At 71.1% G+C, this 19,304-nt stretch carries 14 protein-coding genes and 1 tRNA gene; 3 read left to right on the plus strand and 12 right to left on the minus strand.

Translation table 11 applies throughout. The features are described 5' to 3' along the window. Positions 1 to 183: 183 nt before the first annotated feature. Positions 184 to 1,209, minus strand: a complete 1,026-nt coding sequence (locus PZC42_RS09795) for a 6-phosphofructokinase (protein ID WP_277210487.1) — start codon at positions 1,207 to 1,209, stop codon at positions 184 to 186. Between the two features lie 84 nt (positions 1,210 to 1,293). On the opposite strand from PZC42_RS09795, the gene PZC42_RS09800 reads away from it, so the two are divergent. Then, a complete protein-coding gene (locus PZC42_RS09800; RefSeq protein ID WP_438802942.1) occupies positions 1,294 to 2,091 on the plus strand; it encodes a class I SAM-dependent methyltransferase in 798 nt (265 codons plus the stop codon). Between the two features lie 5 nt (positions 2,092 to 2,096). Here PZC42_RS09800 and polA read toward each other — a convergent pair whose 3' ends face one another. Next, positions 2,097 to 4,835 carry a DNA polymerase I gene (gene polA, locus PZC42_RS09805; protein WP_277210491.1) on the minus strand — a complete coding sequence of 913 codons (2,739 nt, stop codon included), beginning with the start codon at positions 4,833 to 4,835 and terminating at the stop codon, positions 2,097 to 2,099. On the opposite strand from polA, the gene PZC42_RS09810 reads away from it, so the two are divergent. Next, positions 4,834 to 5,256, plus strand: a complete 423-nt coding sequence (locus tag PZC42_RS09810) for a hotdog fold thioesterase (protein WP_277210493.1) — start codon at positions 4,834 to 4,836, stop codon at positions 5,254 to 5,256. The genes polA and PZC42_RS09810 overlap by 2 nt on opposite strands. Positions 5,257 to 5,286: 30 nt before the next feature. On the opposite strand, the gene PZC42_RS09815 is transcribed toward PZC42_RS09810, so the two are convergent. After that, positions 5,287 to 5,985: a GNAT family N-acetyltransferase gene (locus PZC42_RS09815; protein ID WP_277210495.1), complete on the minus strand. Its 699-nt coding sequence runs from the start codon at positions 5,983 to 5,985 to the stop codon at positions 5,287 to 5,289. Between the two features lie 106 nt (positions 5,986 to 6,091). Next, positions 6,092 to 6,757, minus strand: coding sequence for an ANTAR domain-containing response regulator (locus PZC42_RS09820; RefSeq protein WP_277210497.1), 666 nt, complete (start codon positions 6,755 to 6,757; stop codon positions 6,092 to 6,094). A gap of 133 nt (positions 6,758 to 6,890) precedes the next feature. Here PZC42_RS09820 and PZC42_RS09825 point away from each other — a divergent pair. Next, positions 6,891 to 6,964 (plus strand) — tRNA-Leu (locus PZC42_RS09825). Between the two features lie 78 nt (positions 6,965 to 7,042). Here PZC42_RS09825 and pyk read toward each other — a convergent pair. The 8 genes from pyk to PZC42_RS09865 all read right to left on the minus strand — a co-directional run bounded on the left by pyk (position 7,043) and on the right by PZC42_RS09865 (position 19,276). Further along, complete coding sequence (gene pyk / locus PZC42_RS09830) at positions 7,043 to 8,482, minus strand: pyruvate kinase (RefSeq protein ID WP_277210776.1); 1,440 nt, start codon at positions 8,480 to 8,482, stop codon at positions 7,043 to 7,045. A gap of 77 nt (positions 8,483 to 8,559) precedes the next feature. Next, the gene (locus tag PZC42_RS09835) at positions 8,560 to 10,026 is read right to left on the minus strand and encodes a glutamate synthase subunit beta (RefSeq protein WP_277210499.1); all 1,467 of its coding nucleotides are present in this window, start codon (positions 10,024 to 10,026) and stop codon (positions 8,560 to 8,562) included. Then, the gene (gltB, locus tag PZC42_RS09840; RefSeq protein WP_277210501.1) at positions 10,019 to 14,587 is read right to left on the minus strand and encodes a glutamate synthase large subunit; all 4,569 of its coding nucleotides are present in this window, start codon (positions 14,585 to 14,587) and stop codon (positions 10,019 to 10,021) included. Before gltB ends, PZC42_RS09835 begins: the two co-directional genes overlap by 8 nt. A gap of 122 nt (positions 14,588 to 14,709) precedes the next feature. Beyond that, positions 14,710 to 15,720: a prolipoprotein diacylglyceryl transferase gene (gene lgt, locus PZC42_RS09845; protein ID WP_277210503.1), complete on the minus strand. Its 1,011-nt coding sequence runs from the start codon at positions 15,718 to 15,720 to the stop codon at positions 14,710 to 14,712. Next, the gene (trpA, locus tag PZC42_RS09850) at positions 15,717 to 16,550 is read right to left on the minus strand and encodes a tryptophan synthase subunit alpha (RefSeq protein WP_277210505.1); all 834 of its coding nucleotides are present in this window, start codon (positions 16,548 to 16,550) and stop codon (positions 15,717 to 15,719) included. Before trpA ends, lgt begins: the two co-directional genes overlap by 4 nt. Before the next feature lie 8 nt (positions 16,551 to 16,558). Continuing rightward, a complete protein-coding gene (trpB, locus tag PZC42_RS09855; protein ID WP_306574572.1) occupies positions 16,559 to 17,842 on the minus strand; it encodes a tryptophan synthase subunit beta in 1,284 nt (427 codons plus the stop codon). A 102-nt stretch (positions 17,843 to 17,944) separates the two neighbouring features. Next, positions 17,945 to 18,769: an indole-3-glycerol phosphate synthase TrpC gene (gene trpC, locus PZC42_RS09860; RefSeq protein WP_277210507.1), complete on the minus strand. Its 825-nt coding sequence runs from the start codon at positions 18,767 to 18,769 to the stop codon at positions 17,945 to 17,947. Between the two features lie 231 nt (positions 18,770 to 19,000). After that, the gene (locus tag PZC42_RS09865; RefSeq protein ID WP_277210509.1) at positions 19,001 to 19,276 is read right to left on the minus strand and encodes an HGxxPAAW family protein; all 276 of its coding nucleotides are present in this window, start codon (positions 19,274 to 19,276) and stop codon (positions 19,001 to 19,003) included. Between the last annotated feature and the right edge of the window lie 28 nt (positions 19,277 to 19,304).

Genomic DNA, 19,304 nt, shown 5'->3' on the forward strand with positions numbered 1-19,304 from the left:
ACAGGGTCGTGGTGCAGGCGTGTTGTGCGGCTGCTGACCGGACCGGCGAGTCTGATCAGGCACCTGAACGGGAGCCGTCGGCCACGCACAGGCCAGCATCACAGGCGCACTGCACCGCCGACCATCCTATCTGTGCCGTTTGGAGGGGTCAACGCCGGTGACGGCGAGGCCTTGAGAGCCCGGTCACGCGAGGGTCCCGGCCACGGCGAGCAGGTCGGCAGGCACCTGCTTGACCTTGCCTGCGATCTCCGCGAGGTCGACCAGGACGACGTCCTCCCCGTGCAGGGCGGTCATGACCCCCGACGAGCCTGCTGACACCGCGTCGATCGCTGCCACCCCGAAGCGCGAGCCCAGGATCCTGTCCGAGGGCGTGGGCGTCCCGCCCCGCTGCACGTGCCCGAGCACCGTGACGCGGGTGTCGAAACCGGTCCGGTCGGCGATCTCCGCACCCAGCCGTTCGCCGATCGCCCCGGCGACGATCTCCCCGAAAGGGCCGAGCTGCGTGCGGTACTGCATCGAGGTTCCCTCGGCGGGGACAGCACCCTCGGCCACGACGATGATCGAGAAGCTCGCGTGCGCCCGGTGGCGGTGTTTCAGGAACCGCACCACGCGATCGATGTCGAACGGGTCCTCCGGCGCGAGGACGAGCTCCGCCCCGCCCGCGATGCCGGCCGACACGGCGATCCAGCCGGCGTGCCGGCCCATCACCTCGACGATCATGACGCGGTTGTGGCTCTCCGCCGTGGTGTGGATGCGGTCCACCGCCTCCGTCGCGATGCTCACCGCCGTGTCGAAGCCGATCGACCTGTCGGTGCCCCACACGTCGTTGTCGATCGTCTTCGGGATCGCGACGATACGCACCCCCGCCTCGGCGACCTTGCTCGCCGCGTGCAGCGTCCCGTCCCCGCCGATGCAGATCAACGCCTCGACACGCTCGGCCTCCAGCGTCGCGAGGACCGCCTCCATCCCACCGTCGTCGGCGTGCGGGTGGTAGCGCGCCGTCCCCAGCATCGTCCCGCCGGTCGGCAGGACGTTGCGGATGTGCTGGCGCGTCAGCGGCATCACGTCACCGTCCGCGAGACCTCTCCACCCGTTCCGGAACCCGACGATCGTGTGCCCGTGCTCGCCCTCGCCGCGCTTGACGACGGCCCGCACGGCGGCGTTCAGCCCCGGGACGTCGCCCCCTCCGGTGAGTAGACCGACACGCACGATGTTCCTCCAGGGATCTTCGGGGATCAAGACGTTCTGGAGACTACCGACCGGATGTGTCCGCGAGGTGTCGGGTGACACCATGTGGACGTGACAGCGACCTGGTTCGGCTACCGCGACGCACCCGACGACGACGGGGCTGCGCGCGCATGGTGGGACGCCCACGCCGACGAGTACCTCGACGACCACGGGCGCTTCCTCGGCGACGCGGGCTTTCGCTGGGGGCCTGAAGGCCTCACGGAGTCGGAGGCACGGCTCCTCGGCGACGTGCGGGGTGCCCAGGTGCTCGAGGTCGGCGCCGGAGCGGCGCACTGCTCACGCTGGCTCGCGGGCCAGGGAGCACAGGTCGTCGCGACCGATGTCGCGCCGGCCATGCTGGACGCCGCAGCACGTCTCGACACCCGGACCGGCACGCACGTCCCGACGGTGGAGGCGGACGCCCGCGCGCTGCCCTTCGCCGACGCGAGCTTCGATGTCGTCTTCACCTCGTTCGGTGCGATCCCCTTCGTCGCCGACGCCGGGCGCGTGCACGCCGAGGCGGCACGCGTGCTGCGGACGGGCGGCCGATGGGTGTTCTCGGTGACGCACCCTCTGCGCTGGGCGTTTCCCGACGACCCGAGCGCCGACGGCCTGACGGCGCAGCGGTCCTACTTCGACCGCCGCCCCTACGTCGAGGCGGACGATGCGGGTCGCGTCGTCTATGCCGAGCACCATCGGACGGTCGGCGACCACGTCCGCGACGTCGTGGCGGCAGGACTGCGCCTGCGAGACCTCGTCGAGCCCGAGTGGCCGGCCTGGAACGACCAGACCTGGGGCGGCTGGGGTCCCGTGCGCGGCGCTCTCCTGCCGGGTACGGCGGTGTTCGTCACCGCCAAGGACTGAACCGGTCAGTGACCGGCGTCGTGCCAGGTCTCCCCCGCACCGACCGAGACGTCCAGCGGCACGTCCAGGGCGTAGGCCGCGCCCATCTTCGTCCGCAGGACCTCCTCGGCGGCCTCCCGCTCCCCCGGTGCGACCTCGACCACCAGCTCGTCGTGGACCTGCAGCAGCAGCCGTGACCGCAGGCCGCGGTCGTCCAGCTCGCGCTGCACCCCGAGCATCGCCAGCTTGATGATGTCCGCGGCGCTGCCCTGGATGGGGGCGTTGAGTGCCATCCGCTCCGCCATCTGGCGACGCTGCCGGTTGTCGCTCGTCAGGTCCGGCAGGTAGCGCCGGCGCCCCAGGATCGTGGCGGTGTACCCCGTGGCGCGAGCTTCTTCCACCACCCCGGCCAGGTAGTCGCGCACCCCCCCGAACCGGGTGAAGTAGTCGTCCATCAAGCCCTGCGCCTCGCCCGTGGCGATGCCGAGCTGCTGGGAGAGCCCGAAGGCGCTCAGCCCGTACGCCAACCCGTAGCTCATCGCCTTGACCTTCGCCCGCATCTCGGCCGTCACAGCGGCCGGCTCGACGTCGAAGACCCGCGAGCCCACGTACCGGTGCAGGTCCTCGCCGGAACGGAAGGCGGCGATCAGGCCTTCGTCCCCCGACAGGTGCGCCATGATCCGCATCTCGATCTGGCTGTAGTCCGCGGTGAGCAGGACCTCGTGGCCCTCGCCGACCCGGAAGGCGCGGCGGATCCGGCGGCCCGACTCCGTGCGGATCGGGATGTTCTGCAGGTTCGGGTCCGTCGAGCTGAGCCGCCCGGTCGCCGCGATCGTCTGCTGGAACGACGTGTGGATCCGCCCGTCCGGCTGGACCGACTTCAGCAGGCCCTCGACCGTGGTGCGGAGCTTGGCCGCGTCACGGTGGGCCAGCAGGTGCGCCAGGAACGGGTGCTCCGTCTTGGTGAACAGGTCCTGCAACGAGGCGGCGTCCGTCGTGTAGCCCGTCTTGATCTTCTTCGTCTTCGGCATGCCCAGCTGGTCGAAGAGCACCTCCTGGAGCTGCTTCGGGCTGCCGAGGTTGACCTCACGACCGATGACGTCGTAAGCCTCGGCAGCCGACCGTGCGACGGCGCCGGCAAAGTGCTCCTCGAGCTCGGTGAGGAAACCCGTGTCCGCGGCGATCCCGGTGTCCTCCATCCGCGCCAGGACGTCCGAGAGTGGCATCTCGACGTCGTCGAGCAGGCTGCGTGCCCCCCGGTCGTCCAAGCCGACTGCGAGCGCCTCAGCGAGGTCCACGACGGCGACCGCGCGTCCGGCGGCCTCGGCACCAGGGGCTGCTCCCTCGGTGAGCTCGAGGTCGAGGGCGCCCTGCGCGGCGTCGTCGACCACGGCGAGCTCGCGATGCAGGTGCCGCACCACCAGGTCGGCGAGGTCGTAACCGCGCTGGTCCGGGTAGCACAGATAGGCGGCGAGCTCGGTGTCGCAGGCGACCCCGTCGAGGACGAGACCCCGCGCGGACAGCATGTGCCAGGCTGCCTTGGCACCGTGCACGATCTTGGGTGCAGCGCGGTCCGACAGCCACGCGGCGAGAGCGCGCTCGTCGTCGGCGGACAGATCCGCCAGGTCGACCACGACCGCGCTCGCCCCGCCGTCGCTGCCTGTCGCCAGGGCGACCTGCCAGGCATCCGCGCGAGCGGGCCTGCCGATCCCCGTCACGTCCAGGCCGAGCAACCGACCGGTGCGCTCGGCGAGCCACGTGGCGAGCGGCCCGTCGTGCAGGTCGACGGCGACACCTTCCGCCGACACGTCCTCGTCATCGGCACCGGCCGGGTCGACGGCGAGGAGTCGATCGCGCAACGCGCCGAACTGGAGGGCGTCCGAGACGCGATGGACCGCCTCACGGTCGAAGCCCACGGCCACGAGGTCGTCGACGGCCAGCGGCAGGTCGACATCCGTCAGCAGGGCGTTGAGCTCGCGGTTGAGGCGCACCTGGTCCGCGTGCTCCCGCAGTGCCTCGCCCCGCTTGCCCGTCACCTCGTCCTGCCGTTCCAGCAAGGTGTCGAGGTCACCGAACTGCGTGATCCACTTGGCCGCCACGCCCGGGCCCACACCAGGGACACCAGGCAGGTTGTCGCTCGTCTCCCCCACCAGCGCCGCCAGGTCGGGGTAGCGCTCCGGACGGACCTTGTACTTCTCCTCCACCGACCCGGGTGTCATCCGTGCGAGCTCTGAGACCCCCTTCTTCGGGTAGAGCACCGTGACGCTGTCGGTGACGAGCTGCAGCGAATCACGGTCACCGGAGCAGATCAGCACCTCCATCCCCGCCTCGGCGCCCTGGCGCGCCAGCGTCGCGAGGATGTCGTCCGCCTCGATACCCTCCCGCTGCAGCGCCGGGACGCGCAGCGCCTCGAGGACCTCCTTGATGAGCGGCACCTGCCCGCGGAAGACCTCCGGCGTGGCGTCCCGGTTTCCCTTGTACTCGGCGAACCGCTCGGTGCGGAACGTCACGCGCCCCGCGTCGAAGGCGACCGCGACATGGGTGGGCTCCTCGTCGCGCAGCAGGTTGGTGAGCATCGAGAAGAAGCCGTAGACGGCGTTGGTCACCTGGCCGCTGGAGGTCACCAGGGTGTCCGGCAGGGCGTAGAACGCCCGGTAGGCCATCGAGTGTCCGTCGATGAGGAGCAGACGGGACCGGGGACCGGAGGTGGTGCTGGAACTGCTGGTTCGCGCTGAGGTCGTCACGGGTGCCAACCTATCGTCCATGACTGACACCGACTCCTTTCCGCACGACGTCTCCGGCTGGCGGCAGGCGGCGGCCGGCACCTTCATCGAACGCACCGGGATCGACCTGACCGAGGTGAGCGCGACGATGACGAGCGGCACCATGCCCGTGGCCGGGAACACCCAGCCGGCCGGACTCCTGCACGGGGGTGCCACAGCAGCGCTCGCCGAGACGCTGGGCTCGGTCGCGGCGCAGAGCCACGCCGGGAGGCGCCGCGCCGCCGTCGGGCTCGAGCTGAACATCACCCACCACCGCGGCGTACGCGCGGGCTGGGTGCACGGCGTGGCGACGGCCTTGCACCTCGGCCGCTCGACGGCCGCCTACGAGATCGTCATCAGCGACGACGACGGGAGGCGGGTCGCGACTGCGCGGCTCACCTGCCTGGTGCTCGAGGCCGACTGAGCGACGGCGCGGGGTACGTCGGTACCGAGGTCAAGAGACGTGGGACGCCGGCTCGGCACCCGAGCCGGCTTGCGCGGCCTCGGCCGCGGCGTGCTCCACCTGGAAGGCGCGCAGATCGACCGGTCCGGTCGGGAGGCCCGCTTCACGGGCACGACGCCGACGTGCGACAAGGTCCTCGATGGCCGCACGGGTGGCATCGCGGCGACGCCGCCCACCGTCCCGGCGACGGACGACCGTCGCACCCGGCGCCGCTCCTTGTGCCAGCCGGCGCTCGAGCACCGGCACAGCGACGACGCGGTGACCAGCTGCTGGCGCGAACCCCAGGCGGGCCAGGAAACGGTGCATCTCGCGCGCACCCGGTGCGGGAGCGCAGTAGATGCTCTCGGCACCGGCGGAGCCGGCGAGCTCGAGGGCCGCAACCAGCAGCGCACGGCCCACACCGTGACGCCGGGCACGAGGTGCGACAAGGATGGCGTCGATGTACAGGCTCGGTGTCACGGCGTAGAGGCGTGGGCCGAGCACACGGGCGAGCAGAAAACCGACGATGGCGTCGTCCTCGACGGCCACCTGGACCTCGCCGCCCGCGGCCAGCAGCACACTGAGGTACTCACACAGGCGTCCGGGGTCGGCGGCCGCGGTCGTACCGTCCGGAGCCACGCTCGCCGCCAGCTCGGCGACCTCGAGCAGATCCTCCTCTGCCACGGGCCGAACTACCACTGCTGCACGCATCGACACTCCTCCCGACAGTCCGTGCGACCCCCCACGGGGAAAGGTCACGAAAAGATCACGACTCCCTGGCGACAATAGCTGTCGCCAGGGAGTCGCACAACGTGTCTCAGGCGCCGACCTGATCGATGACGGCGTCCGCCACCTCACGCATGGTGAGCCTGCGGTCCATCGACGTCTTCTGGATCCACCGGAAGGACTCCGGTTCGCTGAGGCCCATCTTCGTCATGAGCAGCCCCTTGGCGCGGTCGACGCGCTTGCGGGTCTCGAAACGCTCCTGCAGATCTGCCACCTCGGACTCGAGCGCACCGATCTGCTGGTAGCGGGAGATCGCGATCTCGACCGCCGGGAGCAGGTCTGCCGGGGTGAACGGCTTGACCACGTACGCCATCGCTCCGGCGTCACGGGCGCGCTCGACGAGCTCGGTCTGGGAGAACGCGGTGAGAAGCACGACCGGCGCGGCGTGCGCCTTGCCGATCCGCTCGGCCGCGGAGATCCCGTCGAGCTCCGGCATCTTGACGTCCATCACGACGACGTCGGGCTTGAGCTCGGTCGCCAGGTTGACCGCCGTCTCGCCGTCTCCGGCCTCGCCCACGACGTCGAAGCCCGCCTCGCGCAACGTCTCGACGACGTCCATGCGGATCAGCGCCTCGTCCTCGGCGACCACGGCGCGCCGTGCAGGCTTCGCCGAGGTCTCGGGGGGCGCCGGCTCGGGCTCGGCGTCGATCAGCGGGGGCAGGTCGAGCGGAAGCTTCTCGTCGGTCACAGGGACCATCGTAGACCCCGCAGGCACTGGTCGTGTGCTTTTCTCGGGCCGCCGCCGGTGTGACCGTGCGCACCCGGGCCGCGGCTCGACCGGTTGGGCACGGCCCGTCGTGGTGTGGTTCTATAAGGCCGCTGCCGCCCACGCCCCGGTAGCCCAACTGGCAGAGGCAATCGGCTCAAACCCGATCCAGTGCGGGTTCGAATCCCGCCCGGGGCACGCAGCACGAGAGCCCGGTCTGCTGCTGCAGACCGGGCTCTCGTCGTCTGGTCGGCGTCGGTTCACCGACGCCGACCGTCAGCCGGCCACCACGTGACCGTCGGTGTGGCTGCCCACCTTGTGCACCAGGATCGAGTTCGTCGTGCCGGGCACACCCACCGGAGCACCCGAGACGATGACGACGCGGTCCCCGACCTCGGCCAGCCCGTTGGCCTGCAGCGTCTGGTCGACCTGCCCGACCATCGCGTCCACCGAACCGACCTCCGGCACCGCGTACGTGGTGGTGCCCCAGGTCAGGGCCAGCACGTTGCGCACCGACTCCTCCGGAGTGAAGGCGAGCAGGGGGATCCCCGAGCGCAGGCGCGACATCCGCTTGGCGGAGTCGCCGGACTGCGTGAAGGTCACCAGGTACTTCACGCCCAGCGAACCGCCGATCTCCGCGGCAGCCCGCGTGATGATGCCTCCGCGGGTGTGCGGGGTGGAGCCGAGCGGTGCGATGCGCTCACGCCCCATCTCCTCCGTGGCCTCGATGATGGAGGCCATCGTCTGCACCGTGAGGATCGGGTAGTCCCCGACCGACGTCTCTCCCGAGAGCATGACCGCGTCGGCACCGTCCAGCACGGCGTTCGCGCAGTCGGACGCCTCGGCGCGGGTCGGCCGCGGGCTCGTGGTCATCGACTCGAGCACCTGCGTCGCGACGATCACGGGCTTGGCGTTCTGGCGTGCCAGCTCCACGATGCGCTTCTGGACCAGTGGCACCTGCTCCAGCGGCATCTCGACCGCGAGGTCGCCGCGCGCCACCATGAAGCCGTCGAAGGCAGCGACGACCTCCTCGAGGTTGTCGACCGCCTGCGGCTTCTCGATCTTGGCGACGACCGGGACGACACGACCCTCGGCGTCCATGATCCGGCGGACGTCGTCGTAGTCGGCGGCGTTGCGCACGAACGACAGGGCGATCAGGTCCGCACCGAGCCGCAGTGCCCAGCGCAGGTCGTCGGTGTCCTTCTCGCTCAGCGCCGGGACCGAGACGGCCACACCGGGGAGGTTGAGGCCCTTGTTGTTCGAGACCGCGCCCGGGACCTCGACCGTGGTCACCACGCGCGGACCCTCGACGGCGGTGACGCGCACACGCACGTTGCCGTCGTCGATGAGGATCGGGTCGCCCACGCGCGCGTCCTGCGGCAGCCCCTTGTGCGTGGTCGAGACCATCTCGCGGGTACCGACGACGTCCTCGGTGGTGATGGTGAACGTGTCACCCTCCTGCAGGAAGTGCTTCTCGTCGCCACCGAACCGGCCCAGCCGGATCTTGGGACCCTGCAGGTCGACGAGCACGGCGACGTTGCGCCCTGCGTCCTTCGCCGCCGCGCGCACACCGTGGTAGACGGCCTCGTGCTCCGACTGCTCGCCGTGGCTCCGGTTGATCCGGGCCACGTCCATACCCGCGTCCACCAGCTCCCGGAGCTTCTCCGGGGATGCTGTCGCGGGTCCGATGGTGCACACGATCTTCGCTCTGCGCATGTCTCCAGCCTCGTCGTCGTACTGCCCCGGTACCGACCGGGGCCGTCCCGGACGCCACATGGCGCCCGGGTTCGTGCTCATCCTCTCAGGGCAACGGTGCGCGGGCCCACCGGGGCCGGCAGCTCGGTGCTGCCCTGGAGGAACTTGTCCACGGCGGCCGCTGCCGCCCGCCCTTCGGCGATCGCCCACACGATGAGGGACTGCCCGCGTCCGGCGTCACCGGCCGCGAACACACCCGGCAGCGTGGTCGCGTAGTCGTCACCGCGACGTACCAGGCCACGGCTGGTCGTCTCGGCACCGGTCTGCTCGACCAGGTCGGCGGTCTCGGGTCCGGTGAAGCCCATCGCGATCAGCACCAGGTCGGCGGGGAGCTCTCGCTCGGTGCCGGGCTTCGGCACGCGGCGCCCGTCGCCCAGGTACTCGGTCTCCGCGACCTTCAGCGCGCGCACCGCCCCGTTCTCGTCCGCCAGGAACTCGACCGTCGAGGCGAGGAAGGCGCGCTCGCCGCCCTCCTCGTGCGAGCTCGAGACCTCGAACAGGATCGGGTCGGTGGGCCACGGCTGGTGGTCGGGGCGCTCCGTCGGCGGCTTCTTGCCGATCGCGAGCGTGGTCACGCTCGCCGCCCCCTGACGCAGCGACGTCCCGACGCAGTCCGAGCCGGTGTCGCCACCGCCGATGACGACGACGTGCTTGCCCTCGGCGGTGGGGGCACCCTCGACGGGGTTGCCCGCCACCGCCTTGTTCGACGGGGTGAGGAAGTCCATCGCCGCGTGCACGCCGTCCAGGTCCTTGCCCGGGACGGGGAGCTCACGCGCCACCGTGGCGCCGGTGGCGACCACGACCGCGTCGAACCGGCGGCGCAATGCGTCCCACGTGATGTCCTTGCCGATCTCCACGCCGGCACGGAACCGGGTCCCCTCGGCCTCCATCTGGGCGAGCCGACGGTCGATGTGATGCTTCTCGAGCTTGAAGTCGGGGATGCCGTACCGCAGCAGGCCCCCGATCGCGTCGTCCCGCTCGTAGACCACGACGGTGTGACCGGCTCGGGTCAGCTGCTGGGCGGTGGCCAGACCGGCTGGGCCGGACCCCACGACCGCGACGGTCGAGCCCGTCAGGCGCTGCGGCACCTGCGGCGCCACCAGTCCCCGCTCGAACGCCTCGTCGATGATCGAGACCTCGATGTTCTTGATGGTGACGGCCGGCTGGTTGATGCCCAGCACACAGCTCGTCTCGCACGGGGCGGGGCACACGCGCCCGGTGAACTCCGGGAAGTTGTTTGTCGCGTGCAGCCGCTCGATGGCGTCGGCCCACTGGTCCTGGTGCACGAGGTCGTTCCACTCGGGGATCAGGTTCCCGAGCGGGCAGCCCTGGTGGCAGAACGGGATGCCGCAGTCCATGCAACGGCCCGCCTGCTCCTTGAGGAACGGCTGACCGTCCTCGCGCACGGCGTGCGTGTCACGCCAGTCGCGCAGTCGGACCTCGACAGGACGGCTCGGCGGGAGCTCGCGCTCCCGCACCTTCAGGAATCCGCGGGGGTCAGCCACGTGCCACCTCCATGATGTGCTCCCAGAGGGAGGGGTCGAAGTCGTCGCCCTCGCCCAGGGGCGTGCCGGCGGACTCCGCCTCGGCCAGTGCAGCGCGGACGTTCGCCCAGGCGGGCGGCACGATGCGCGAGAACCGTCCCCGCGTCCCGTCGTCCGCGAGGAGCTCGGCCGCGACGGGCGAGCCGGTCTCCTCGTGGTGCCTGGTCAGCAGCTCCTGCACGCGCGACCAGTCCTCGTCCAGGAGCGGCCCGACGACGAGCTCACCACCCGCGACGGCCGCCGAGTTCATCGCGGCGGCCCGCAGGTTGAGCACGTAGGCGACGCCACCGGACATGCCCGCACCGAAGTTGCGACCCGTCGGGCCGAGGACGACGACCTCGCCACCGGTCATGTACTCGCAGCCGTGGTCACCCACGCCCTCGACGACCAGCGTCGCACCGGAGTTCCGCACGCCGAAGCGCTCACCGACACGTCCGCGCAGCAGGATCTCGCCGCTCGTCGCCCCGTAGCCGATGACGTTGCCCGCGATGACGTTGGCCGCACCGTCGAGCACGGCCGCCCGGTCCGGACGCACGATGATCCGGCCGCCGGACAGGCCCTTGCCGACGTAGTCGTTCGCGTCGCCGAAGAGCCGCAGCGTCACACCGCGGGGCACGAAGGCCCCGAACGACTGACCGGCAGAGCCGGTCAGGGTCACGTCGATCGTGTCGTCGGGGAGACCCTGGCCTCGATAGCGCTTGGTCACCTCGTGGCCCAGCATGGTGCCGACCGTGCGGTTGACGTTCCGCACCGGGACCTCGATCCGGACCGGTCGGGCGTCCTGGAGCGCCGCGGCCGCCTGCACGATGAGCTGCTGGTCCAGGGCCTTGTCGAGGCCGTGGTCCTGCCCCTGGGTGCGGTGCATGGCCGTGCCGGCGGGAGGCTCGACGCGCTCCAGCACGGGGCCGAGGTCGAGCCCTTCGGCCTTCCAGTGGTCGACGGCCTTGCGCGTGTCGAGCGCCTGGACCTGACCCACCGCCTCGTCGATCGACCGGAAGCCGAGCGAGGCGAGGTGCTCACGCACCTCGGTGGCGATGAACTCGAAGAAGTTCACGACGAACTCGGGCTTGCCCGTGAACCGGCTCCGCAGCTCCGGGTTCTGCGTGGCCACGCCGACCGGGCAGGTGTCCAGATGGCACACGCGCATCATGATGCAGCCGGAGACGACCATCGGTGCCGTGGCGAAACCGAACTCCTCCGCCCCGAGCATGGCGGCCACCACGACGTCCCGACCGGTCTTCATCTGCCCGTCGACCTGGACGGTGATCCGGTCGCGCAGGTTGTTGAGCACGAGCGTCTGCTGGGTCTCGGCCAGACCGATCTCCCACGGGGTGCCCGCGTGCTTGAGCGAGGTCAGGGGGCTCGCCCCCGTACCGCCGTCGTGCCCGGAGATCAGGACGACGTCGGCGTGCGCCTTGGACACGCCCGTCGCGACCGTGCCCACCCCGAACTCGGACACGAGCTTGACGTGGATCCGCGCGCTCGGGTTCGCGTTCTTGGCGTCGTGGATGAGCTGGGCCAGGTCCTCGATCGAGTAGATGTCGTGGTGCGGCGGCGGCGAGATGAGGCCGACGCCGGGCGTCGAGTGCCGTGTCTTCGCCACCCACGGGTAGACCTTGGGGCCGGGCAGCTGTCCGCCCTCGCCGGGCTTGGCGCCCTGCGCGAGCTTGAGCTGGATGTCGTCGGCCTGGGTCAGGTACTCGCTCGTCACGCCGAACCGGCCCGAGGCGATCTGCTTCACCCGGGAGCGACGCTGCGGGTCGTAGAGGCGCTCGGGGTCCTCGCCGCCCTCGCCGGAGTTCGACCTGCCCCCGAGCTCGTTCATCGCGACGGCGAGCGTCTCGTGCATCTCCTGGCTGATCGCGCCGTAGGACATCGCCCCGGTGTTGAACCTCTTGACGATCTCACTGACGGGCTCGACCTCGTCGATCGGGATCGGCTCACGGTCAGGGTTGAACCGGAGCAGGCCCCGCAGCGTCATCAGCCGCTCGGACTGCTCGTCGACGCGCCTCGTGTACTGCCGGAAGATCTCCATCCGGCCGGTGCGCGTGGCGTGCTGCAGACGGAACACGGTCTCCGGGTCGAAGAGGTGCTCCTCGCCGTCGCGCCGCCACTGGTACTCGCCACCGGTGGTGAGCCGCTCGTGCGGCGCGTGGTTGCCCGACGCCGGGTAGGCCTCCGTGTGGCGCGCCGCGGTCTCGGCGGCGATCACGTCGAGGCCGATACCGCCGAGCCGGCTCGTGGTCCCGGTGAAGTAGTCCTCCACGAGCTCGTGGGACAGACCGACGGCCTCGAAGACCTGCGCACCGCGGTACGACATGATCGTCGAGATCCCCATCTTGGACATCACCTTCAGCACGCCCTTGCCGAGCGCCCTGATCAGGTTGCGCACGGCCTGCTCCGGGGACACGTCGAGGTAGCCGCGCAGGGCCAGGTCCTCGACGGTCTCCATCGCGAGGTACGGGTTGACGGCGGCCGCACCGTAGCCGATCAGCAGCGCGACGTGGTGGACCTCGCGTACGTCGCCGGCCTCGACGACGAGCGAGATCCGGGTCCGGGTCTGGCGACGCAGCAGGTGATGGTGCACCGCGCTCGTGAGCAGCAACGACGGGATCGGCGCTCGCTCGGCGTCGGAGTCACGGTCCGACAGCACGATGTGGGTGGCGCCGGCATCGATCTGCGCGTCGATCTCGGTGAAGATCTCCTTCAGGCGTGCGTGCAGCGCACGGCCCCCGCCCGACACGTCGTACAGCCCTCGGACGATCGCGGCGCGGAACTCACCCTCGAGGCGGGCGTCCCGGTCGATGCGCACGATCTTGGCGAGCTCGTCGTTGTCCAGCACGGGGAAGGGCAGGAGGAGCTTGCGGGCGTGCAGCGGGGTGTCGTCGAGCAGGTTCGGCTCGGGGCCGATGGCGCCACCGATCGAGGTCACCAGCTCCTCGCGGATCGCGTCGAGCGGCGGGTTGGTGACCTGCGCGAACATCTGCGTGAAGTAGTCGAACAACAGTCGCGGACGGCTCGAGAGCACGGCGACCGGCGTGTCCGACCCCATCGCGCCGAGCGGCTCCATGGCGTTGTTGGCCATGGGCGTGAGGATGACCTTCAGCTCCTCCGAGGTGTAGCCGAAGGCCCGCTGACGGCGCTGGACGGAGGCCGGCGAGTGCGCCACGTGCTCGCGCTCGGGCAGCGAGCCGAGCGAGATGGAGTTCTCCTCGACCCACTTCGCGTAGGGCCGCTGCGCGGCCAGCTGGGACTTGATCTCGTCGTCCTCGACGATCCGGCCCTGGTCGGTGTCCACGAGGAACATGCGACCAGGTTCGAGGCGGCCCTTGCGCACCACCGTCGCCGGGTCGAGGTCGAGGACGCCGGCCTCGGAGCCGAGCACGACGAGGCCGTCCTCCGTCACCCAGTACCGGCCGGGGCGCAGGCCGTTGCGGTCGAGCACGGCGCCGATGAGCGTGCCGTCGGTGAAGGTCAGGCAGGCCGGCCCGTCCCACGGCTCGACGAGGTTGGCGTGGTACTGGTAGAAGGCCCGTCGCGCCGTGTCCATCTCGGCATGGTTCTCCCAGGCCTCCGGGATCATCATCAGCACCGAGTGCGGCAGGGAGCGCCCCGACAGGTGCAGCAGCTCGAGCACCTCGTCGAAGCTGGCCGAGTCGCTCGAGCCGGCCGTGCAGATCGGCAGCAACGGTGCCAGGTCCCCCAGCACCTCGCTGGCGAGGTTGCCCTCGCGCGCCGCCATCCAGTTGCGGTTGCCCCGCACGGTGTTGATCTCACCGTTGTGCGCGATCATGCGGAACGGTTGCGCCAGCGGCCACGACGGGAACGTGTTCGTGGAGAACCGGGAGTGGACCAGCGCGATCTCCGAGGCGTAGCGCGGGTCGGAGAGGTCAGGGAAGAACGGCTCGAGCTGAGCCGTCGTCAGCATGCCCTTGTAGGTGAGCGTCCGCGCCGACAAGGAGGCCAGGAACAGACCCAGCTCGTTCTCTGCGCGCTTGCGCAGGCGGTAGGCCCTCCGGTCCAGGTCGATGCCGGCCAGCTCCCGCGCCGGGTCGGCGACGAGAACCTGCCGGAACGTCGGCATGGATGCCCGGGCCGTCGGACCGACGAGGTCTGCGGTCACCGGGACGTCCCGCCACGCGAGCACGTCCAGCTTCTCCTCGACGGCGATCGCCTCGAAGCGTCGCGCCACGACGTCTGCCTCGGCGGGATCCTGCGGGAGGAACGCCATACCGATGGCGTACCGGCCGGCGGGGGGCAGCTCGACGGCCACCACGTCCCGCACGAAGGCGTCGGGGATCTGGGTGAGGATCCCGGCCCCGTCACCGCTGTTCTCCTCGGCACCGACCGCACCGCGGTGGTCGAGGTTGAGCAGCGCGGTGAGGCCTGCGTCGACGATGTCGCGCCCGGGCGTCCCGCGCAGGGTCGCGACGAACGCGACACCACAGGCGTCGTGCTCTGTCGCGGGGTCGTAGAGGCCCTGCGCCTCGGGTGGCGCGACCCAGTGCTGCGGCGTGGTCATCAACACCGTCCTCCTGTGCGCCCGCATGCGGGCGCGTCTGCTTCAAGGGTGGTTCGGGACGTCGTCGGCCCGTCGGACTTGCCAGGCGGAGCTCTCCGGGTGGTGACCCGGTCGGCGCCACCTCAGGCGCGGGGTGCCGGGTCCTGGTCTGGCCCGGCCGCCGACGCTTCCGTGTCGGTCGTGTCGGTGGTGTCCTCGTCGGTGGCGGCCTGAGCCGCCCCGTCGGGGTCACCGTCTGTCTCGGTCTGCGCACCGGTGCCCGGGTCGGCCGAACGACCCGGCAGTGCCACACCGTCCTCCCGTCCAGGACGCAGCCGACCGATGACGACGAACGCGACGAGGGCACCGAGGCCCAGGACGATCGAGGTCCACACGTTCAGCCGCAGCCCGAGCACCATCTCGGCGGTGTCGATGCGGAGCATCTCGATCCACACCCTGCCAAGGGTGTAGACCGCGACGTAGGCCCAGAATACCCTCCCGTGACCGAGCCTGTACCGGCGGTCGAGCCACAGGAGAAGCGCGGCGGCGGCCAGGTTCCAGATCATCTCGTAGAGGAACGTGGGATGGAACAGTGTTCCCTCGGCATACTGCAGGCCTGTGGCCGGGTCGACCGGCAGGTAGACCGGGTCGATCCGCAGGCCCCAGGGCAGGTCTGTGGGCGCGCCGAAGAGCTCCTGGTTGAACCAGTTGCCGAGCCGGCCGATCGCCTGGGCGATCAGGAGACCAGGAGCGAGGGCGTCCGCGAAGCTGGACAGCCGGACACCCAGTCGGCGGCAGCCGATCCACGCACCCACGGCGCCGAGCGCGACGGCCCCCCAGATGCCGAGGCCGCCCTCCCAGATGTACAGCGCGCTGACCGGGTCGCCGTTCTCGCCCCAGTAGGGGGCGGGCGTGGAGAACACGTGGTAGATGCGTCCGCCGACGATCCCGAAGGGGACCGCCCAGAAGGCGATCTCCAGGACGTCGTCGGGGTCGCCGCCACGCGCCTTCCAGCGCCGCATGGTCAACCAGACCGCGACGACGATCCCCGCGAGGATCGCCAGGGCGTAGGCCCGGATCGGCACAGGACCGAGGTACCAGGTGTGCTGCGCAGGGCTCGGGATCGAGGCTGCGAGCTGGCCGATGGCGGTCACGAGACTCCTCCGGTGGTGCGGGCGCGCGCGACTCCGGCCGCGAGCTCGCCGGTCACCTTACCCAGGGTGTCCAGCCGGGCTGCCCACGGTTCCTCGGACAGCAGGGTGCGGACCAGGACCGAACCGACGATCACGCCGTCGGCGTACCGGCCGACCTCCGCCGCCTGGTCACCGGTCGAGACCCCCAGGCCGACGCACACGCGGGCTGCACCCGCGGCGCGCGTCGCCGCGACGAGCTCCTCCGCACGGCGGCCGACGGCCTGCCGCGCGCCGGTGACGCCCATCGTCGAGGCGGCGTAGACGAAACCGCGCGACGCCTGCGCGGTCAGGCGCAGCCGCTCAGGCGTCGAGCTGGGTGCCACCAGGTAGACCTTGTCGAGCCCGTGGGCGTCGGCCGCCGCGCTCCACTCCACCGCCTCGTCGGGGATGAGGTCGGGGGTGATCATCCCGGCCCCTCCGGCGGCGGCGAGATCCCGTGCGAAGCTCTCGACCCCGTAGCGCAGCACCGGGTTGTAGTACGACATGACCAGCGCGGGTACGGTTCCCCCCGAGTGCTCGGCCACTGCCTCGACCACGGTGAGGACGTCGCGGACTCGCGCGCCGGCCGCCAGAGCGGCCTCGGCGGCACGCTGGATGACGGGCCCGTCCATCACCGGGTCCGTGTACGGCACGCCGATCTCGACGACGTCCACGCCGGCGTCGACCATCGTCGTCACGGCCTCGACGGACCGGGCGACGTCCGGGAAACCGACGGGGAGGTACCCGACGAGCGCAGCGCGCCCCGTCCCCGCGAGCACGTCGAGCCGCGCGGCCGTCTGGGAGGTCGTCACGGTCCGGCTCACTGGTCACCCTCCGTCGTGCCCTCGTCGAGCAGGCCGAACCACCGCGCCGCGGTGGCCACGTCCTTGTCGCCACGACCCGAGAGGTTGATCAGCAGCACCTGGTCGGACTCGCCGGCGTCGACCAGGCGGCGTCCGACACGGAGCGCTCCGGCCAGCGCGTGTGCCGACTCGATGGCGGGGATGATGCCCTCCGTGCGGCACAGCAGCCGGAAGGCGTCCATCGCCTCGGCGTCCGTGACAGGTTCATAGGTAGCGCGGCCCATGTCGTGGAGCCAGGAGTGCGCGGGCCCGACGCTCGGGTAGTCGAGACCCGCCGACACCGAGTGGCTCGGACGCGTCTGGCCGTCGTCGTCCTGGAGCAGGTACGAGCGCGCCCCGTGCAGCACACCGGGAGCACCTCCCGAGAAGCGTGCCGCGTGGCGTCCCGACTCGATGCCCTCTCCCCCGGCCTCGAAGCCGTAGAGGGCGACCTCGGCGTCATCGAGGAACGCGTTGAACAGCCCGAGCGCGTTGGATCCGCCGCCCACGCACGCCGCGACGGCGTCGGGCAGCCGCCCGACACGCTCCAGCACCTGCTCGCGGGCCTCCTCGCCGATGATCCGATGGAACTCGCGCACCATCTCCGGGAAGGGGTGCGGACCGGTCACCGTGCCGAGGAGGTAGTGGGTGTGGTCGACGTTGGTGACCCAGTCCCGTAGCGCCTCGTTGATCGCGTCCTTGAGGGTGCGCGTACCGATCGCCACGGGCACGACCGTCGCGCCGAGCAGCTCCATGCGCGCGACGTTGAGGGCCTGGCGCCGGGTGTCCTCCTCGCCCATGTAGACCACGCACTCGAGCCCGAGCAGGGCGGCCGCCGTCGCGGTGGCCACGCCGTGCTGCCCCGCGCCGGTCTCGGCGATGACCCGCGTCTTGCCCATGCGCTTGACGAGCAACGCCTGGCCGAGGACGTTGTTGATCTTGTGCGACCCGGTGTGGTTGAGGTCCTCGCGCTTGAGGAACACGCGCACCGGGGCCGTGCCGTCGGCGGCCGGCCCGGCGATGTGCGCCGCGAACCTCGGTACCTCGGTCAGCGGCGAGGGGCGCCCGGTGTAGTCGCGATGCAGCCGGGACAGCTCGGCGGCGAACCCGGGGTCGCCCTGCGCCTTGCGGAACTCCGTCTCCAGCTCGTCCAGCGCGGCGATCAGCGCCTCGGGCACGTACCGCCCGCCGAACTGCCCGAAGTACGGGCCCTGGACGTCGGCGAGCTTCTCCGCCACCTGGTGGGCCAGGGTCTCGGTCAGCGCGTCGCGTACGGGCTGCTCAGGCTGCTCGGGCTGCTCGGGCACGGTCGCTCCTTCGTGGCGTCGGGTGTCAGATCGGTACGGCGTCGGCCGCCACGAGGCTCACTGCTGAGCGGCGGGGCGCACCGACCACAGGGCAGGGTGCTGCCCTGCGGCCACCAGGTCGGCGACCGACCGACGCGGTTCGCCGTCGGTGACCAGCGCCTCGCCGACGAGCACCGCGTGGGCGCCGGCCCGGGCATAGTCCATGACGTCGTGCGGTCCGCGCACGCCCGACTCGGCGACACGGACCACGTCGTCGGGGATCAGCGGGGCCAGGCGCCCGAAGGTGCCCCGATCGACCTCGAGGGTCTTGAGGTCACGAGCGTTGACACCCACGACGCGGGCACCGGCGTCGAGCGCGCGACGCACCTCGTCCTCGGTGTGCGCCTCGACGAGCGCGGTCATCCCCAGAGAGTGCACCCGCTCGACGAGCGAGGTCAGGACAGTCTGCTCGAGGGCCGCGACGATGAGCAGGACGACGTCCGCGCCGTGCGCCCGCGCCTCCCACACCTGGTACGGCGTCACCACGAAGTCCTTGCGCAGGACAGGCACGTCGACGCATGCCCGGACGGCGTCGAGGTCGGCGAGGCTGCCGCTGAAACGACGCTGCTCGGTGAGCACGGAGATCACGCTCGCCCCGCCGGCCGCGTACTCGACCGCCAGCGCCGCTGGGTCGGAGATGTCAGCGAGGGCACCCTTGCTCGGGCTCGACCGCTTGACCTCGGCGATGACCGCGACCTTGTCCTCGGACAGCAGCAGGCTGCAGCACTCGAGGGCGCCGGGCACCTTCGCCGCGCGCTCCTTGAGCTCGTCGAGCGAGGTACGGGCCTGCCGCACGGCGAGATCCTCGCGAGCCCCCGCCACGATGTCCTCCAGGACTGTCATGCTCTCCCCTCCCTCGGTCGTGTTGCTGCCATGGTAGGCCCGTCTCACCGGCAGGCCGACCACCGCCCGAGGTGCGAGACGGGTCGGCCACCACACTGACGCGGTTCTCGCCACGTCGCGCAGCACATCGTTATCGCTCCGTGACGCGTCGACGAGGCCGCGCACGACGGCGCCCGCACCTCCACGGAGGTGCGGGCGCCGAGGGCCTGCTGCGCGGTCCGGTGGTGCGGGTCAGTGCCCGGACGAGCGCTTTGGCTCGACGCCGTCCTTGGCCTGTCCGTACCCCATGTTGCGCAGGACCAGTCCGACCACGCAGGCGGCGAGGGCGATCACCAGGCCGACCCAGAACAGGACGAACGGCACACCGGGAAGGCAGCCGACCGCGGACACGAGCGCACCCGTCATGACGCCGATCATCGCGGTCCATGCCGCGACCGTGTGGCCGTGGTTGGTGGGCGGGACCGCGTTCGGCAGGTAGATCGGCTCGGCGGTGGTGTTGTCGGTCATGGGCGGGGCATACCTTTCGTCGCGTGCT

This window comes from Isoptericola croceus (assembly GCF_029382255.1).
Taxonomy (GTDB): Bacteria; Actinomycetota; Actinomycetes; order Actinomycetales; family Cellulomonadaceae; genus Isoptericola; species Isoptericola croceus.